Genomic DNA, 17,300 nt, shown 5'->3' with positions numbered 1-17,300 from the left:
GACGGCAGAAGGACCGCCCGGGACAGGGCGGTCCTTCTGTACGTCGGTCAGGCGCGCTCGAGGCGCAGGGTGAGGATCTGGAACGGGCGGAGCACGATCGAGACGCCGCCGTCGGTCAGCTCGCGGTCGGCCAGGTGCCGCTCGAGCAGGTCGACCTCGGTCACCGACGCGGCCGCGAAGCCGGGGGTGAGGGTGGCGCGGGACCGGCCGCCGGACGACTCGTACAGCCGGACGACGACGTCGCCGGACTGGTCGTCGGCCAGCTTGACCGCCTCGACGATCACATTGCCGTTGTCGACGGCAACGATCGGGTCGGTGCCGTCTGCGCCGGTGACGACGCGCTCCGGCAGGTTGATCCGGTAGCCCTCCTCGATCGCGTCCGGGATGCCGGCGCCGACCACCAGCGCGTGGTTGACCACGTGCACGCCCTGGTCGGTCTGCGGGTCGGGGAACCGTGGCGCCCGGATCAGCGAGGTGCGGATCGTGGTCGTCGTGCCGCCGTCCTTGCGGGCGGTCCGGTTGATGTCGTGCCCGTACGTCGAGTCGTTGACCACGGCGACGCCGTACCCCGGTTCGCCGACGTGCACCCAGCGGTGCGCCGCGATCTCGAACTTGGCCGCGTCCCACGAGGTGTTCTGGTGGGTCGGGCGGAAGATGTGCCCGAACTGGGTCTCCGAGGCGGAGCGGTCCGCGTGCACGTCGACCGGGAAGGCCGCCTTGAGGAACTTCTCCGACTCGTGCCAGTCCATCGAGGTCTCGATGTCGACCCGCTTGGCGCCCGGCCGCAACCGCAGCGTCTGGGTGACGCTGGACCGGTTGAAGGACCGCTTCACCACGACGGTGGCGACACCCTCGACCGTGCTGAAGTCCACGCTGTCGACCTCGGTGACGTCGCGCACGTTGTTCTTGTAGAACGAGTCGACGTCCCAGGCATCCCACTGGTTCGGGGTGTCCACGTGCAGTTGCAGGAGGTTCGCAGTACTGCCAGGTGCGATCACCTCGCGGTCGGCGGCCACGTCGTACAGGGACGTGATCAGGCCGCGCTCGTCGATCGTGACCCGCAGTACGCCGTTGTCCAGGACGCCGCCGTCGATCGTGGCGGCCTGACCCTCGCCGGTCCCGATCCCCGCGCCGAGCCCGGCTACGCCACCCCGGTTGTGCGGCGCCGCGTTGAAGACGATCTGCGCGTCACCGGAGCCGGCCAGTGCCTGCTGCGCCGTGGCGATGATCGCCTCGAGCTCCTCGGCCACCTTCGCGTACGTCGCCTCGGCCTCGCGGTGCACCCAGGCGATCGAGCTGCCGGGCAGGATGTCGTGGAACTGGTTCAGCAGCACCGTTTTCCAGATCCGGTCCAGGTCCTCGTACGGGTAGGTGTCGAGCTTGCCCGCCACCACCGCGGCCGTGGCCCAGAGCTCGGCCTCGCGGAGCAGGTGCTCGCTGCGCCGGTTGCCCTGCTTGGTCTTGGCCTGCGAGGTGTACGTCGCGCGGTGGATCTCCAGGTAGAGCTCACCCGACCAGACCGGCGCGTTCGGGTACTCCTCCTCGGCGGCGCTGAAGAACTCGGTCGGGGACTCGATCGTCACCCGCGGCGAGGACTCCAGGTTCGCCACCCGGCGGGCGGTCGCGACGAACTCGCGGGTGGGGCCGCCACCGCCGTCGCCGTACCCGAACGGCACCAGCGAGCGGGTCGCGGCACCGTTCTCGGCGAAGTTGCGCTGCGCGTGCGCGAGCTCCCGGCCGGACAGGTCGGAGTTGTAGGTGTCGATCGGCGGGAAATGGGTGAACACCCGGGTCCCGTCCAGGCCCTCCCACTGGAAGGTGTGGTGCGGGAAGCGGTTCTCCTTGTTCCAGGAGATCTTCTGGGTCAGGAACCACTTCGAGCCGGACAGCTTCACCAGCTGCGGCAGCGCCGCGGTGTAGCCGAACGAGTCCGGCAGCCAGACCTCCTGGGTGTCGATCCCGTACTCGTCCAGGAAGAACCGCTTGCCGTGCACGAACTGCCGGGCCAGCGCCTCGCCGCCGGGCAGGTTGGTGTCGGACTCGACCCACATCCCGCCGACCGGGACGATGGTGCCGTCGGCAACGGCCTTCTTCAGCCGCTCCCAAACCTCCGGGTAGTTCTCCTTCACCCAGGCGTGCTGCTGAGCCTGGGAGAAGGCGAAGACGAGCTCCGGGTACTCCGTCGCCAGGGTGGCGACGTTGGAGACGGTGCGGGCGACCTTGCGGCGGGTCTCGCGCAGCGGCCAGAGCCAGGCCGAGTCGATGTGCGCGTGCCCGACCGCGGAGAGTTGGTGGGCGCTGGCGTGCGCCGGCCGGCTCAGTACGTCGGTCAGCTCGGCGCGGGCGTCACTCGCGGTGGCGGCGACGTTCTCGTAGTCCATTACGTCGAGGGCGCGGCTCAGCGCGCGCAGGATCTCGCGGCGGCGCGGCTCCGAGGCGGGCAGTTCCTTCTGCAGGCCGTCGAGGGCCTCCAGGTCGAGGATCAGGTCCCAGACCTCGGCGTTGAAGACGGCCAGGTCGGCCCGGGTCAGCTGGTAGATCGGCTTGCCGCCGGGCTGCGGCTTGTCGCCGAGGTCGTCGACCGGGGCGAAGGCGTTCCAGCCGAGCACCTCGGGGTTGGCGGCGGCCTCGACGTAGAACTCGATGCTGTCGCCGGGGGAGGCCGCAGAACCGTCGGGGCCGAGGATCGACAGCGGCGCGTAGGTCTGACGCGGGTGCAGGCCCTTCAGCGGGACGCCCTTGGTGGTGTGCACCAGGCCTTCCGCGGAGAAGCCCGGGCCGCCGCTGAAGCCCAGGTCGATCACGGCCTCGATCTCGCTGCCCGCCCACTCGGCCGGCACCTGGCCGCTGAAGTGGAACCAGGCGGTGCCCCAGGCGGGACCCCAGGGCAGGCCGATCTCGGCCGGCTCGTAGTCGGCCGCGAGCGCTTCGGCGGGGGAAACCGGCTCACCAGGCGCGTGCCACACCTTGATGTCCAGCGGGACGGCCGCGCCGTAGATCGCGGGGCGGATCCGCTCCCGCAGGGCGCGCTTGAGCCGCTCCTCGATGAGTTGACGGTCGTCGTGCACGAAATCATCCTCCGATGACGGGTCCTGCGCGGCCCTCGCGGCCGATGCGATGACAACGCTGTCACAACATGCCCGGGCCCGTCTAGACGCGGCCCACCCCGGCACTGTCCGTAGCACCACGATGGCGATTTGGCCGGTGCAACCTCTAGGTTGTCTCCCATGGACCGTCCCCGCCTGCTGAATCGCCGGAGTGTGCTCGGACTCGGAGCCGCCGCGGCGGGCAGCCTGATCGTGCCAGGGTGCTCCCGAGGCAAGTCAGACGAGCCGGCGCCGGGGGAGCCCGCGAAGTTCGCGACCGGCAACCTCCACGGCGTCTACGCCACGTACGGCGCCGGCCTGGCCAAGCTGGTCACCGAGGTGACCGGCGTCTCCATGCAGCCGGTCATCACCCAGGGCTCGGTGGAGAACCTGCAACTGCTGGCCGGCCAGAAGGCCGACATCGCCTTCAGCCTGTCCGACTCCGCCCTGGACGCCTACGAGGGCGTCGAGACCTTCAAGTCCGGTGCCCTGCGCTTCACCGCGCTGGCCCGGACGTACGACAACTACGTGCACGTCGTGGTCCCGACCGCGTCGCTGATCAACGAGTTCTCCGACCTCGAGGGCAAGGTCGTCAGCGTCGGCCCGAAGTACTCCGGTACCAAGGTCGTCGCCGACCGCATCCTGGCGTCCGCCGGCCTGTCCGTGAAGAAGGCGATGTACACGCTGGACCAGGCAGTCGCCGCCCTGAAGGACAAGGCCGAGCGCGGCGCGGCCAGCAAGGAGGGCATCGACGCGCTGATCTGGAGCGGCGGTCTTCCGACCGAGCCGATCAAGGCGCTCCAGGCGACCATCGGGTTCCGCCTGGTGGACATCGGCGCGGTCGCGGAGAAGATCGCCCTCAAGCGCTTCGGCGGCTACGTCCTGTCGTCGATCCCGCCGTCGGTGTACTCCCTGGCCAGTTCGGTCCCGACCCTCGCAGTACCGAACTATCTGCTGGCCCGCCGCGGCCTGTCGGACTCCTGGGCGTGGTGGACGCTGAACACGATGTTCCGCCGCCAGAACGACCTGATGGCGGTGCACCCCGAGGCAGGTTCGCTGGACGCCCGCTCGGCCATCGCCACCATGCCGATCCCGCTCCACCCGGCCGCCGAGCGCTGGTACAAGACGAACCACATCTAGGTACTGCGGGGGCCGCGGTCCCTAGACGTCGTAGTCGTCGATCAGGGGAACGCGGACCTCGATCACCAGGCCGCCGCCGATCGGCGGGCGGGCCACCACTCGGCCGCCGACCCGGGCCGCCTCCGAGCGGACGATGGCCAGGCCCAGGCCCGTTCCGGGCATCTCGCGGTGGTGGGCGCTGCGCCAGAACCGCTCGCCGACCTTCTTCAGGTCGCGCGAGCCCAGGCCGAGGCCGTGGTCGCGGACGGACAGGACCACCTCGGTGCCGTCCCGCAGGACCGACACCTCGACCGGCGGAGCGCCGTACTTGCTGGCGTTGTCGAGCAGTACGTCGAGGATGTCGTCCACCTCGAGCTCCGAGGCCACACCGCCCGGCACCATCTCGCCGATGATGAGCTCCAGGTCGTCGGCGGCGTAGACGGCCTTCCAGCCGACCAGGCGCTCCTTGACGGCCTGAGCCAGGTCCAGTGGCTCCTCGTTGCCCTCGGCATCTCCTGGGCGGTCTGAGCCCGCCAGCCGGGACAGCCGCTGGACGATGCGGCCGAGCCGGTCGATGTCGCTCAGCGCGAACCGGGCCGTGGGAGACAGTCGGGACAGGCCCTCGATGTGGATCCGCGCCGACGTCAGCGGAGTACGGAGTTGGTGGGACGCGTCGGCGACGAACTCGCGCTCGCGCTGCCGGGCCTGGTGCAGGCTGAGCGCCATCGAGTTGAAGCTGTCGCCGAGTCTCCGCAGTTCTGGCGCTCGGCCGTCGGTGGACACCCGGGTGTCGAGCGCGCCGCGGGTGACCTGGTGGGTGGCGTTGTCGAGGTCGTTCAGGGGGCGCAGTACCCAGCGGGTGACCGGCCGGACGATACCGACGACGACCGCGCCGATGCTGATCAGCAGACCGCCGAGCAACAGCAGCAGCCCGTTCTGGACCTTCTCGCGGGCGCTCTCGGTCGGCACCCGCAGTACGGCGGCGCCGAGCACCCGGCCGTTGTTCACGACGGGGCGGGCCACGACCATCTCGCCGGAGCGCCAGGGCCACAGCGCCGGCGGCTCGGTCGGCAGTCGCCCGGCCAGCGTGCTGTTCAGCGCCTTCTCGAGGTCGGGCTCTTTCACATCGACGCCGGACCGCGAGGTGGCGATCACCCGGCGGTCGACGTCCACCACGAAGACCGGGGTGCTGTAGAGCTGGTGGTAGCGAACCGCGAGCTCACGCAGGCTCGCGATGTCGCCGGACTGCAGGGGCGACTCCGCCATCGTCGCGAACCAGTCGGCGTCGTTGCTGCGGGACAGGAACAGCGTGCGGGACGTGCTGGTGGCGATGTAGTTCGCCAGCGGCACGGCAGCGAAGATGGCGAGCACGACAACCATCGGGACGAGGGACTGCAGCAGGCGACGGCGCAACGGTCAGTCCGAACCGAGGCGGTAGCCGACGCCGCGGATGGTCTGGACCAGTTCGGGCCGGCCGAGTTTGGCCCGCAGGCTCGCGACGTGCACGTCCATGGTCCGCGACGAGGCCTCGAAGACGGATTGCCAGGCGTACAGCGCGACTTGTTCGCGCGGCACCACCCGGCCGTGGTGAGCGGCCAGCACAGCTAGCACGTCGAACTCCTTGCGGGTCAGGCTGATGGGCTTGTCCGCGACCTGCACCGTCCGGGCCTCGATGTCCACGGTCAGATCGCCGACCGTCACCCGGGGGCGGGGTTGCAACAGACCGGTACGCCGAAGTACAGCATCGATGCGGGCCAGGAGCTCGGAGATGGCGAAGGGTTTCACCACATAGTCGTCGGCGCCGCTGCGCAGGCCCCGGACCCGATCGGCCGCCTCACCCCGGGCGGTCACCGCGATCACCGGGACGTCTGACACCGTGCGGATCTGCCGGCACACGTTGATGCCGTCGCCGTCGGGCAGTCCCAGATCCAGCAGAACCAGGTCTCCGGGGTCGGCCGCGAGCGCGTCCGCGGCCGTCCTGACGTGCGTCACCATCAACCCGTACCGCCGCAACGCGGGTATCAGAGCGTTCGCGATATCGAGATCGTCCTCGACCAACAAAATCCTGACAGCGCCGCTCATGCCGTGATCGTAGGGCAGGAAGGCTTCATATGTGTCAGATCTTGGTAAAGACGTAATCATGCGACTCCATGGCGTGGTCGGCGACACTAGCCTTCGACGACAGGAGGGAAGCGCTCGATGACTGTGGGTGTTGGTACGGGGGGCGGCACAGCCACGCTCTCCGAGTCCGAACTGGCCGAGTACGAGCAGGAGAAGCCGGCTCGGAGGCTGCGGCCTGCCCTCGACCGCGTGATCTCGCTCTGGTGCGCGGCGGTCAGCGTCGGCGTACTGCTCCAGGTCTTCTTCCCGTTGTCCGCCGGCACCCAGTTCTATTTAGTGATCTTTCTCGCAGCCGTCCTCCCGATCACTTTGCTGTGCTATCGGGGCTGGCGGGTGCCCGCCGTGATGAATCCCTTCAAGGCGCGCGCGACCGACGACCCGGGCATCACCGACTGGATCGTTGCCGCCCTCGCCCTGGTGGTCTGCCTCTACCCGCTGCGCGACTTCGACGGCTTCCTCGAGCGACGGCAGGCGCCGAGCAGCCTCGACCTGCTGGCCGGCGCAGTACTGCTCGTGCTGATCCTCGAAGCCTGCCGCCGTACTACGGGCTGGGTGCTGCCGCTGGTCAGCCTGCTCTTCATCGCCTACGCGTACTACGGCGGCTTCCTGCCCTACACCTGGTCCCTGGCCCACCAGGGCTTCAACTTCGACGCGATCATCGCGCAGCTCACGATGGGCACGGCCGGGTTCTACGGGACCCCGCTGGCCGTCGCGGCCAGTTACATCGTGTTGTTCACCATCTACGGCGCGGTGCTGGACTACTCCGGCGCCGGCAAGTTCTTCATCGATCTGTCGTTCGCCGCCTTCAAGCGCAGCCGGACCGCGCCGGGCCGGACCGTCACGCTCGCCGGGTTCCTGCTCGGCACCGTCTCCGGTTCCGGTACCGCGACCGCCGTCTCGCTGGGCACGGTCTCCTGGCCGATCCTGCGCCGGGCGGGCTATCCGGCCGAGCCGGCCGGCGGCATGCTCGCGGCGGCCGGTATCGGCGCGATCCTGTCGCCGCCGACCCTGGGTGCGGCCGCGTTCATCATCGCGGAGTTCCTGCAGGTCAGCTATCTGACCGTGCTCGGCTACGCGGTGATCCCGACGATCCTGTACTACCTGGGCATCCTGCTCGCGATCGAGATCGACGCCCGCAAGCACGGCACCGAGGCGGCCGAGGCATCGACACAGTCGGCCTGGAAACTGCTGCTGCGCTTCGGCTACCACTTCCTCTCGCTGTTCGTCATCATCGCCTTCATGGCAGTGAACGTGCCGCCGTTCAAGGCCGTGGTCTACGCGGTGATCCTCCAGTTCGGGCTGTCGTTCCTGGATCGCGAGCACCGGCTGACGGCCGGCCCGCTGTTCAAAGCGCTTGCCCAGGGCACCCGTTCGGTGCTGCCGGTCGCCGCCACCTGCGCGGCCGCCGGGGTGATCGTCGCGGTGACCACCCAGACCGGGCTGGGGCTGAACCTGGCCGAGATCATCGTGGACGCGGCCAAGGCACTGACGGACAACCCGACGGTCGTGCTGATCCTGACCGTGGTGCTGTCGGCGTTCGCAGTACTGGTGCTCGGGCTGGCGGTGCCGGTGACGGCGTCGTTCATCATCGCGGCCGTGATCATCGCGCCGGCCCTGGTGCAACTGGGCGTGACCCAGCCCGAGGCCTACATGTTCATCTTCTACTACGCCGTGCTGTCGGAGGTGTCGCCGCCGACCGCGCTGGCCGCCGTGGCGACGTCGGCGATCACCGGCGGCAGGGTGATGCCGACGATGTGGCAGGCGTGGAAGTACACGCTGCCCGCGTTCCTGGTGCCGTTCGCCTTCGTGCTGACCGACAACGGTGCCCACCTGCTGGGACAGGGCAGCCTGATCGGCATGGTGTGGACCCTCGGCGTCTCTATGCTCGCCGTCGCCGCACTGGCCGTGGTCACCGGCGGGTGGATCGTGATCGCCACCGGCTGGGTGGAGCGGCTGCTGTGCGTTCCGGCCGCTTTGCTGCTGCTCTACCTCGCGCCCGTAACCATCGCGGTCGGAATCGGTTTGCTACTTGTCGCAGTTGTCATCAACCTGGTCCGGCGACGCCGCAGTGTGCATGCTGACCCCACCCCTGTGCAGTCTGACCCCACCCCACCGCCCCGGTCAGGTCCAGGGCCAACGGAAGGATCCGTCACCTCATGAGAACCCGACGCCTGCCCACCGCCGTGGTGGCGCTCGCCGCCGCCGTCTCACTCGTCGCTTGCGGTGGGCAACGAGAGCCCGAAGGCGGAGCCGCCGGTACGGACGGCGGCCGGCTGACGATCGCGACCGGCAACACCACCGGCGTGTACTACCAGCTGGGTGGCGCGCTGGCCTCGGTGATCTCCTCCAAGGTCGAGGGCTACCGGGCGACCGCGAGCGAGACCGGTGCGTCGGTGCAGAACGTGCAGGGTCTGGTGGCCGGCAACTACGACATCGCCTTCTCGCTCGGTGACACCGCCGCCGACGCGGTCAACGGCGAGCACAGCTTCAAGACCAAGCAGGACGTCGTCGCGCTGACCCGGCTGTACCCCAACTCCACTCAGGTCGCCGTCCGCGCCTCGGCCGGGATCAACAAGATCGCCGACCTCAAGGGCAAGCGGATCTCCACCGGTTCGCCGAACTCCGGCACCGAGGTGATCGCCCGGCGGCTGCTGGAGGCGGCCGGCCTGAACCCCGCCCGCGACGTCACCGCCCAGCGGCTCGGCCTGCCGGAATCGGTGGACGGGATGAAGACCGGCTCGATCGACGCGCTGATCTGGTCCGGCGGCCTGCCGACCGGCGGCATCACCGACCTGATGACGAGCCTGGGCAAGGACGTGAAGCTGATCCCGATCACCGACGTGCTGCCCGCGCTGCAGAAGACCTACGGCACGATCTACGCCACCGGCACCATCCCGGCCGCGACCTACAAGCAGCCGGCCGACGTGGCCACCATCATCGTGCCGAACGTGCTGCTGGTCCGAAAGAACATGCCCGACGAGTTGGCCGAGAAGCTGACCAAGGTGATCTACGAGAACCAGGACGCGCTGGTCCAGGTGAACGCGGCCGCCAAGGGCATCAAGCTGGAGGACGCGGCCAAGACCGAACCGGTGCCGCTGCACCCCGGAGCGAAGAAGGCGATCGACTCGCTCGGCTGACACCCCCAGATCCGTCCTCCCCCGCACACCAGGCGCAGCGGGGGAGGACGTAGGGTCCCATCTCCGCACACCAGGCGCAGCGGAGGCGGGAACCAGGCCCACCCTCACAACCAGGCGCAGTGGGGGAGGGTTTCAGGCCGGGCCCGCGCCGCCGGAGGCATCCGGCGGCTGCGGGCCCGGTCGCTTTCAGTCGGGCGTGTCCTCCTCGATCGGAGTGCCGCGCAGGTAGTGCGACAGGGCCGAGTCACGTTTGGGGTGGACGTGGTACTTCGTCGGCACCACGCGTCCCTCGGCGCTGTCCCAGGTGAGGTCGGCGAGCCGCCACATCCGGTGCGCCACCCTGCCCGCCACGCCGGTGTGCGGCGAGTACGGGTGCGCCCTGGTCGGCGCCACCTCCTCGGCGCTGAGCAGCTTCTCGGTCAGATCACTGACCCGCTCGCTGTCCAGCTCCTCACCGAGCATCCGGCCGTACTGCGTCTCGAGCTGCTCGTGCTCGTCCAGCAGTTGGTCGACCACCTGCCACACGTCGCTGGGGTGCAGGTGCTGCACCCGGCCATCGCCGTACTGGCGGCCTTTGAGGAAGCGGAGCGATCTCTCCAGCTCACGCGCGTTGGCGACATACGCGGTGACCAGGTTGCGTCCGTCGGGTAGTCGCCGGACCTGCGGCAGCAGCACGTCCTCCGCCGCGGCCAGATGCTGGGCCGCGATCGCGTAGAACCAGTCCGTCTGATGCCTTCGATCCGGCTTGGCGGCGGCCGGCTCGTGCGCCGGAGCGGCCAGCTCGCGGATCATCTTGTGTTCGTACGCCAATGCCATCTCGAGGGTCGAAGCGGTCATGGCAACCACCTCCTGGGGGTACCTCCCACACTCCTCCGCGGACTGCGCCGGCGCAACCGCACCGGCACAGCCCGTCACCGAACCGTCAGATTCGCCCGCTATCCGGCACGCTCAGTTGTCGGAGCTTTTCTTCCACAGGTTGATCCCGGCCTCGACCGCGTCCGCGTCGATCGCGTCCAGCTCGTCCTGGCTGAACTCGAGGTTCTTCACCGCGGTCAGGCTGTCCTCCAGCTGGGCGACGCTGGAGGCGCCGATCAGCGCGCTGGTGACGCGGTCGTCGCGCAGCGTCCACGCCAGCGCCAGCTGGGCCACGGACTGGCCGCGCTGCTTGGCGATCTCGTTCAGGGCGCGGACGTGCTTGAGGGTTTCCTCGGTCAGCATGTCGGTGCTGAGCGACTTGCCCTGCGACGCCCGCGAGCCCTCCGGTACGCCGTTCAGGTAGCGGTCGGTGAGCAGACCCTGCGCCAGCGGCGAGAAGGCGATCACGCCGACCCCGAGCTCACCGACGGCGTCCAGCAGGTCCTCCTCGATCCACCGGTTCAGCATCGAGTAGGACGGCTGGTGGATCAGCAGGGGCGTGCCGAGCTCGTCGAGGATCTTGGCCGCCTCGCGGGTCTTCTCGGCGGAGTACGACGAGATGCCGGCGTACAGGGCCTTGCCGGAGCGGACGGCGCTGTCGAGCGCGCCCATCGTCTCCTCCAGCGGGGTGTCCGGGTCGAACCGGTGCGAGTAGAAGATGTCGACGTAGTCGAGGCCCATCCGGTCCAGCGACTGGTCGAGCGAGGCGAGCAGGTACTTGCGGGACCCGCCGCCCTGGCCGTACGGACCCGGCCACATGTCGTAACCGGCCTTGGTGGAGATCAGCAGCTCGTCGCGGTACGGCTTGAAGTCGCGGGCGAAGTGGCCGCCGAAGTTGGTCTCGGCCGAGCCGTAGGGCGGGCCGTAGTTGTTCGCGAGGTCGAAGTGGGTGACCCCGAGGTCGAACGCGCGGCGGAGGATGTCCCGCTGCGTGTCGAGCGGCTTGTCGCCGCCGAAGTTGTGCCAGAGCCCCAGCGAGATCGCCGGCAGCTGCAGCCCGCTGCGGCCACTGCGCCGATAGGTCATCTGGTCGTCGTACCGGTCCTGGGCTGCTACGTAATCAGTCACGAAACAGCAGTCTGCACCATGTCGTGACAAGTCGGGTAACCCCTTGTTTTCTTGCAGAAGTGGGGTCGATGAGTGCTAGCGATGGGCCTTCTGACTCAGGCGAGCCCGGACCAGGGTGCGGGTGGGCCGGCAGCGAAGAAGCGCAGTACTCCGAGTAGGCGGCTGGTGGGTGGTGCCGTCCAGTGGCGCTGGTTGGGTTGCGGGGGTTTGGGGATCGCGCTGACGCCCCAGCTCAGGTGGAACCAGAGCGCTGCCGCCTCCAAACCCTCTGTACTGCGGTAGCTCGGTAGGGCGGCGGCTACTTGCTCCAGGGGGAGCTTGGCGAACTCCATCCCTGGTGGACCCCACGCTGCGTCTCCCCAGTCGATCAGGGCTTCCAGGTGGTTGTCGCTGTCGCTGGCCAGGAGGTTCTGCGGAGCCAGGTCTCCGTGGAGGAGTTTGTGCGGCTGGTCTTGGGGGATGTGGACGGCCAGGCGATCGAACCAGCCGAGCAACCAGTTCGCAGTACCGGAGTCCAGGTAGCCCTCGGTCGCCAGCCGGTCGACGGTAGGTCGGGGATCGCCACCGCCGTCATCGCTGGTCACCCCTTCGAGTGGTGCCGGTTGGACCGCATGCAGCAAGGCAACCTGCCGGCCCACCTCCTCCCAGAAGCTCTTTTCCGGCGCTTCTCTTCCGACCAGATCCCTGCCGCGCACCCGCTCGACCACCATGTACGGCGCAGCTAGCAGTCGCCGGCTGGCGTCGAACTCGACGATCGCCGGAGTGCGCACGCCAGCTGCCCGTGCGACGGGGATGACCGCAGCCTCCTTGCGTAGATCGCGCTCGAAGGCGGGGCTGCGTGGAATCCGCAGGAACAACTCGTCACCGAGGAGGTAGGCGCGGTTGGCGACACCACCTGGCACTTCGCGGACCGCCTCCAGGCGTACGCCGTACCGGTCGGCCAGCGCTGCCAGTGATTCGGTCCTCATCGGGCGGATTCTGTCGCCGGATCGTTGCCCGGGTCCACCGAATTGCGGGGCGGGCGGGATACTGGCGGGCGTGCGAAGGGATCTGGATCCGGACAAGCTCGGCCGCAGGGACTTCTACGCGACACTGAACGCGGTGGTCGTGCCGCGGCCGATCGCCTGGGTCTCCTCGCTGTCGGCCGACGGCGTACTCAACCTGGCGCCGCACTCGTTCTTCACCGTCGCGTGCGTGGACCCGCCGATGGTGCAGTTCACCTCGGTCGGCCGCAAGGACAGCCTGAACAACGTCGAGGCGACCGGCGAGTTCGTGGTCAACTTCGCCACCGAGCCGCTGTTCGAGCAGGTGAACGCGACCGCGACGAACTTTCCACCCGAGATCGACGAGGTCAACGCTGTCGGCCTCCACACCGAACCCAGTGCGACTGTCGCCGTCCCGCGGGTGGCGGAGTCCCCCGTGGCGATCGAGTGCACGCTCCATACGACGCTTGAGCTGGGCGACTCCACGGTGGTGATCGGCCAAGTCCGCCACCTCAGCATCGCCGAGTCCGTCCTGGACGGAAACCATCCTGAGATCACCCGCCTACGCCCACTGGCCCGCCTAGGCAAAGACGAGTGGTCCACTCTCGGCGAAGTCCGGGAAATCACCAGAATCCGCTACAAAAACTGGCCCGGCCACTACACAAGACCAAATGACTGACTTGTAGGAGCCTTCTGAGCGGCCCGTCGCCTGGCTGCAGAAGTTTTTGAGATTCCACCCATCCGCGGCATCAGCCGGTCCGAAGCACCGGCATGACTACGATGAAGCGTCGGGCTCTGGCAGGGCTCGGAGGTGTACTCGCCGCAGGTGCAGGACTGGGCCTGGGCGAGCTGACCGCCGCCCTGGCCGGCGGTACGTCGCCGGTCGTCGGAGTCGGCACCCAACTGATCGACCTGGCCCCCGGCCCCGCGAAAGACTGGGCCGTCAAGAACCTCGGCACCGCGGACAAGCCGATCCTGATCGGCACCGTCCTCCTGGCGGTCATGGTTTTCGCTTTCCTCGCGGGGGCAATCGGCGCCTCGAAGCCCCGCATCGCCGTCGTGATGACGGTGCTTCTCGGCCTCCTCGCGATCCTCGCCGCGGCTACCGGCAGAACGCTTGCCACCAACGGCTTCGTCCAGGTCCTGCCCGGCATCATCACGTTGCTAATAGCAACTATTGGCATTCTTCTGGTCCTGCGTGCTCTGCATCTGAACCCCTTCGGGGGCGGAGGTGACCGGAAGGCCTTCGCCGCCGGAGGTTCCAAGCCCCACCAGACCCTCGCGACCGGATCCAGCACCGCCGAGCACGCAGCCGAGCGCAGCACCGAGCGCCCAGCGGAGCCCGCTGACGCACCGGCTGGTTTCGATCGGCGGCGGTTCCTCGGGACGACCATGGCGCTGGGTGTTGCCGGGGCCGGCGGACTGGGAGCGTCACTGGTTCTGCCCGAGGGTGTGAACGAAGCGACGCGGCGCGGCATCAGGATCCCCGCGGCGGCGAGCCGGGCGCGCGCAGTACCGGCTGGGGTTTCGGTCGACGTACCGGGCGTGAGCAGGTTCGTCACCCCGAACCAGTCGTTCTATCGCGTGGACACGCTGCTCACCGTGCCGAAGGTGGACCCGCGGACCTGGGAACTGCGCATCCACGGAATGGTGGATCGCGAACTGCGCCTGAACTTCGCGGACCTGCTCAACCGCCGCCTGATCGAACGCGACATCACCCTCACCTGCGTCTCGAACGAGGTCGGCGGCCCGTACGTCGGCAACGCCCGCTGGATCGGCGTACCGATCGCCGAACTCCTTCGCGAAGCCGGCGTCCAGGGCGGCGCCGACGCGGTGAAGTCGACCAGCGTCGACGGCCTCACCATCGGTACTCCGCTGCAGGCGCTCACCGACGGCCGCGACGCGATCTTCGCCCTCGGCATGAACGGCGAACCGCTGCCCTTCGAGCACGGCTTCCCGGTCCGGATGGTGGTGCCCGGCCTGTACGGCTACGTCTCCGCGACCAAGTGGATCGTCGACTTCGAGGTCACCAGGTTCTCCGAGTTCAGCGCGTACTGGACCGACCGCGGCTGGTCCGTCGAAGCGCCGATCAAGACCTCCTCGCGGATCGACGTACCGAAGGGGTTCGCCCGGATCAAGGCCGGACCCGCCGTGGCGGCGGGCGTCGCCTGGGCGCAGCACCGCGGCATCGCGAAGGTCGAGGTCCAGGTCGACAACGGCGACTGGCAACCCGCCACCCTCGCCGCCGAGGACACCATCGACACCTGGCGGCAGTGGACGTTCCGCTGGAACGCGACGCCGGGCAACCACAAACTCACCGTCCGGGCGACCGACGCCGACGGACAGGTGCAGACGGCCGACCGTGCGGCCCCACGACCCAACGGGTCAAGCGGCCTGCACAACACGGTGGTGATGGTCGAGTAACTCGCTCGTTCCGCACGCCGAATCCCAACCCAGTAACGCCGTTCGAACCTCGACGAGCAGATCTCGTCCAGGAATCCATCCGAAGGAGAAGGATCGTCATGTCCAACACCATCAAGCGGGTCGCTCTGGCCGCCTCCGCCCTCTCGCTGTTCTTCGCCACCGCCGCTTGTGGCGGCGACGACGACAGTTCGAGCAGCACCCCGTCGACCAGCACCTCGTCGTCGAACCCGGCCACCACCCCGAGCGAGACCCCCTCCATGGACAACGCCTCCGGCCTCGTCGGCCCGGGCTGCGCCGACTACGCCAAGGCCAACCCGTCCGGCGCCGGCTCGGTCGACGGCATGGCGGCCGCCCCGCTCGCCACCGCCGCCTCCGGCAACCCGCTGCTGAAGACCCTGGTCGCCGCGGTGTCGGGCAAGCTGAACCCGAAGGTCGACCTGGTCTCGACCCTCAACGGCGGCGAGTTCACCGTCTTCGCCCCGGTCGACACCGCGTTCGCGAAGATCCCCGCCGCGACCATCAACACCCTCAAGACCGACGACGCGCTGCTCACCAAGATCCTGACGTACCACGTCGTCCCCGGCCAGTTGGCGCCTGACGCGGTCGTCGGCCAGCAGGCCACCGTCGAGAAGCAGGCCGTCACCGTCAGCGGCTCCGGCGACAATCTGATGGTCAACAACGCCAAGGTCATCTGCGGCGGCGTCAAGACCGCCAACGCCACGGTCTACCTGATCGACACCGTCCTGATGCCCCCGGCCGCCTGAGCACCATCTTGATGCCTTAGGCAACTGACGGAACCACACTGACTGGGCGGCGCCACCTCTGCAGGGGCGCCGCCCAGTCGTATGCCGCCAATCAGGTTTGGCGAAGCGACCGGATGGCAGCGACCGACCGAGTGATGTCTTCCTCGGTCGTCAAGTAGTTGGAAACAGAAATCCGCATGTACCGCCTGCCTCGCCAGGTGGTACCGCCCATCCAGCAGGTCCCCTCGGCTTGGATCGCAGCGATCATCCGATCAGTCTCCTCGTCGCTCCCGAACGAGACCAGCACCTGATTGAGCACAACTTCATTGCCTATCTCGCAGCCAAGAGCTTCGAGCTGGCGAGCGAAGCTTCTAGCCAAACTGCAGCACCGTTCGACCACGTCGACCACGCCATCGCGCCCAAGCTCCCGCAGCCTCGCCCACACCGCAATTCCGCGAGCACGTCGAGACGACTCCATCGCATACTCACCCGGCTCCCGTTCACCCGACGTCACGAGGTACGACGCGCTGTACGCCAGAGCCCCCGCATGCGCATCGGGATGAGCACAGAAGACAAACCCACTGTCATACGGCAGATTCAGCCACTTGTGCCCATCGCATCCCCACGAATCCGCCAGTTCCAAGCCGTCCACCTGCTCCCGCAACAACGGACTGACAGCCGCCCAAAGCCCAAAAGCCCCGTCAACATGCACCCACCCGCCGTACTCGTGCACCACCCGGCAAGCCTCACCCAGCGAGTCCGAACCCCCGGTGTTCACATTCCCGGCCTGCAGGCAAACAATCAACGGCCCTTGGTGACCAACGAGCCGGTCCCGAAGATCGGCAAGGTCAATCACCCCGTTCTCCCTCGTTTTCACCAACTCGAGTGAGGCGGACCCAAACCCCAAGAGCCGCAGAGACCGATCAGTCGTCGCGTGCCGCTCATCCCCGGCCAGAATCCGCACCCGAGGCGCCCCACTAAGCCCATCCCTCTCAACATCCCACCCCACTTCGCCGAGCACCTGGTGCCGAGCCGCAGCCAGCCCGACGGTATTCGCCGCCTGAGCCCCAGTCGTAAACCCCGCCGACACACCCGCCGGCAACCCAAGCAACTCCTTCAGCCACTCCCCAGCAACTTGCTCAGCAGCCGCACTAGTCGGCGACAACACGCTGTTCCAAGCGTTCTGATCCCACCCCGCCACCAGAATCTCAGCAGCCGTAGCCGCCGGCAGCGCCCCACCAACCACAAACCCGAAGTACCGAGGCCCAGCAGACGCAACCAACCCACCCTCAGCAAGAGAAACAAGCTCCCCGACAACCTCCCCAGCCGCCCGCCCCTCTCGCGGCAAAGCCCCTCCGAAGTCAGCACACATCTCCCCAAACGACTTCCGAGCCCCCACCCGCCTCTCCCCAAGCTCCCCCCGATACCCCGCCGCCCACCCAGCAGCCCGACCAAACAACTCCCCAACATCCAACCCACGCTCATCCATCCCCCGACCTTCCCACCGAACCCAACCCGTCCTGAACACGCCCACCCCAAACACGCCCTATCCCGCCACCGCACCAACCCTCCGAACACGCGACCCCAAACAGGCCCACCCCGAACACGCCCTACCCCGCCCGCCGCACCCAACCCTCCCGAACACGCCCTACCCCGCCCACCGCTCCCAAACCTCCCGAACACGCCATACCCCGCCCACCACTG

General features: G+C 68.4%; 13 protein-coding genes. 6 read left to right on the top strand and 7 right to left on the bottom strand.

The features are described 5' to 3' along the window. Positions 1–47: 47 nt before the first annotated feature. Positions 48–3,068: an alpha-mannosidase gene (locus tag ABD255_RS23515; protein WP_344217447.1), complete on the bottom strand. Its 3,021-nt coding sequence runs from the start codon at positions 3,066–3,068 to the stop codon at positions 48–50. 159 nt (positions 3,069–3,227) lie between these two features. Between ABD255_RS23515 and ABD255_RS23510 the strand changes: the two genes are divergently transcribed. Next, a complete protein-coding gene (locus ABD255_RS23510) occupies positions 3,228–4,226 on the top strand; it encodes a TAXI family TRAP transporter solute-binding subunit (protein WP_344217445.1) in 999 nt (332 codons plus the stop codon). Positions 4,227–4,247: 21 nt separating this feature from the next. Here ABD255_RS23510 and ABD255_RS23505 read toward each other — a convergent pair whose 3' ends face one another. Both ABD255_RS23505 and ABD255_RS23500 read right to left on the bottom strand, forming a co-directional pair. Then, a complete protein-coding gene (locus ABD255_RS23505) occupies positions 4,248–5,618 on the bottom strand; it encodes a sensor histidine kinase (RefSeq protein ID WP_344217443.1) in 1,371 nt (456 codons plus the stop codon). A gap of 3 nt (positions 5,619–5,621) precedes the next feature. Then, the gene (locus ABD255_RS23500) at positions 5,622–6,287 is read right to left on the bottom strand and encodes a response regulator transcription factor (RefSeq protein WP_012918592.1); all 666 of its coding nucleotides are present in this window, start codon (positions 6,285–6,287) and stop codon (positions 5,622–5,624) included. Between the two features lie 117 nt (positions 6,288–6,404). Between ABD255_RS23500 and ABD255_RS23495 the strand changes: the two genes are divergently transcribed. Continuing rightward, positions 6,405–8,486 (top strand): TRAP transporter permease, encoded by a 2,082-nt coding sequence (locus ABD255_RS23495; protein WP_344217441.1) that lies wholly within the window; start codon positions 6,405–6,407, stop codon positions 8,484–8,486. Then, positions 8,483–9,463 carry a TAXI family TRAP transporter solute-binding subunit gene (locus ABD255_RS23490; RefSeq protein ID WP_344217439.1) on the top strand — a complete coding sequence of 327 codons (981 nt, stop codon included), beginning with the start codon at positions 8,483–8,485 and terminating at the stop codon, positions 9,461–9,463. The genes ABD255_RS23495 and ABD255_RS23490 overlap by 4 nt, the downstream gene beginning before the upstream one ends. A 186-nt stretch (positions 9,464–9,649) precedes the next feature. Here ABD255_RS23490 and ABD255_RS23485 read toward each other — a convergent pair whose 3' ends face one another. The 3 genes from ABD255_RS23485 to ABD255_RS23475 all read right to left on the bottom strand — a co-directional run bounded on the left by ABD255_RS23485 (position 9,650) and on the right by ABD255_RS23475 (position 12,414). After that, positions 9,650–10,300, bottom strand: coding sequence for a hypothetical protein (locus ABD255_RS23485; RefSeq protein WP_344217436.1), 651 nt, complete (start codon positions 10,298–10,300; stop codon positions 9,650–9,652). Positions 10,301–10,411: 111 nt separating this feature from the next. Then, complete coding sequence (gene mgrA, locus ABD255_RS23480) at positions 10,412–11,446, bottom strand: L-glyceraldehyde 3-phosphate reductase (RefSeq protein ID WP_344217434.1); 1,035 nt, start codon at positions 11,444–11,446, stop codon at positions 10,412–10,414. A gap of 95 nt (positions 11,447–11,541) precedes the next feature. Then, entirely contained in the window at positions 11,542–12,414 is an 873-nt protein-coding gene (locus ABD255_RS23475) for a phosphotransferase family protein (RefSeq protein ID WP_344217432.1), read from the bottom strand. Positions 12,415–12,484: 70 nt separating this feature from the next. Here ABD255_RS23475 and ABD255_RS23470 point away from each other — a divergent pair, with 70 nt between their 5' ends. From ABD255_RS23470 to ABD255_RS23460, 3 genes are all read left to right on the top strand, one after another. After that, positions 12,485–13,108, top strand: coding sequence for a flavin reductase family protein (locus tag ABD255_RS23470; protein ID WP_344217430.1), 624 nt, complete (start codon positions 12,485–12,487; stop codon positions 13,106–13,108). A gap of 101 nt (positions 13,109–13,209) precedes the next feature. Next, positions 13,210–14,853 (top strand): molybdopterin-dependent oxidoreductase, encoded by a 1,644-nt coding sequence (locus tag ABD255_RS23465; RefSeq protein ID WP_344217428.1) that lies wholly within the window; start codon positions 13,210–13,212, stop codon positions 14,851–14,853. 98 nt (positions 14,854–14,951) lie between these two features. After that, complete coding sequence (locus ABD255_RS23460) at positions 14,952–15,617, top strand: fasciclin domain-containing protein (protein WP_344217426.1); 666 nt, start codon at positions 14,952–14,954, stop codon at positions 15,615–15,617. Between the two features lie 91 nt (positions 15,618–15,708). Here ABD255_RS23460 and ABD255_RS23455 read toward each other — a convergent pair whose 3' ends face one another. Then, a complete protein-coding gene (locus tag ABD255_RS23455; protein WP_344217883.1) occupies positions 15,709–16,968 on the bottom strand; it encodes a pyridoxal phosphate-dependent decarboxylase family protein in 1,260 nt (419 codons plus the stop codon). Positions 16,969–17,300: the final 332 nt, after the last annotated feature.

The sequence above is a fragment of the Kribbella sancticallisti genome (genome assembly GCF_039530625.1).
Taxonomy (GTDB): domain Bacteria; phylum Actinomycetota; class Actinomycetes; order Propionibacteriales; family Kribbellaceae; genus Kribbella; species Kribbella sancticallisti.
Note: the sequence above shows the minus strand (reverse complement) of the source record. Positions and strands in the feature narration are given on the sequence as shown.

What these genes read in the sequence shown, in the direction of transcription:
- ABD255_RS23510 (WP_344217445.1), top strand. Translation starts at nt 3,228, where the DNA reads ATGGACCGTCCCCGCCTGCTGAATCGCCGGAGTGTGCTCGGACTCGGA.
- ABD255_RS23500 (WP_012918592.1), bottom strand. Translation starts at nt 6,287, where the DNA reads ATGAGCGGCGCTGTCAGGATTTTGTTGGTCGAGGACGATCTCGATATC.
- ABD255_RS23495 (WP_344217441.1), top strand. Translation starts at nt 6,405, where the DNA reads ATGACTGTGGGTGTTGGTACGGGGGGCGGCACAGCCACGCTCTCCGAG.
- ABD255_RS23490 (WP_344217439.1), top strand. Translation starts at nt 8,483, where the DNA reads ATGAGAACCCGACGCCTGCCCACCGCCGTGGTGGCGCTCGCCGCCGCC.
- ABD255_RS23485 (WP_344217436.1), bottom strand. Translation starts at nt 10,300, where the DNA reads ATGACCGCTTCGACCCTCGAGATGGCATTGGCGTACGAACACAAGATG.
- ABD255_RS23475 (WP_344217432.1), bottom strand. Translation starts at nt 12,414, where the DNA reads ATGAGGACCGAATCACTGGCAGCGCTGGCCGACCGGTACGGCGTACGC.
- ABD255_RS23465 (WP_344217428.1), top strand. Translation starts at nt 13,210, where the DNA reads ATGAAGCGTCGGGCTCTGGCAGGGCTCGGAGGTGTACTCGCCGCAGGT.
- ABD255_RS23460 (WP_344217426.1), top strand. Translation starts at nt 14,952, where the DNA reads ATGTCCAACACCATCAAGCGGGTCGCTCTGGCCGCCTCCGCCCTCTCG.
- ABD255_RS23455 (WP_344217883.1), bottom strand. Translation starts at nt 16,968, where the DNA reads ATGTGTGCTGACTTCGGAGGGGCTTTGCCGCGAGAGGGGCGGGCGGCT.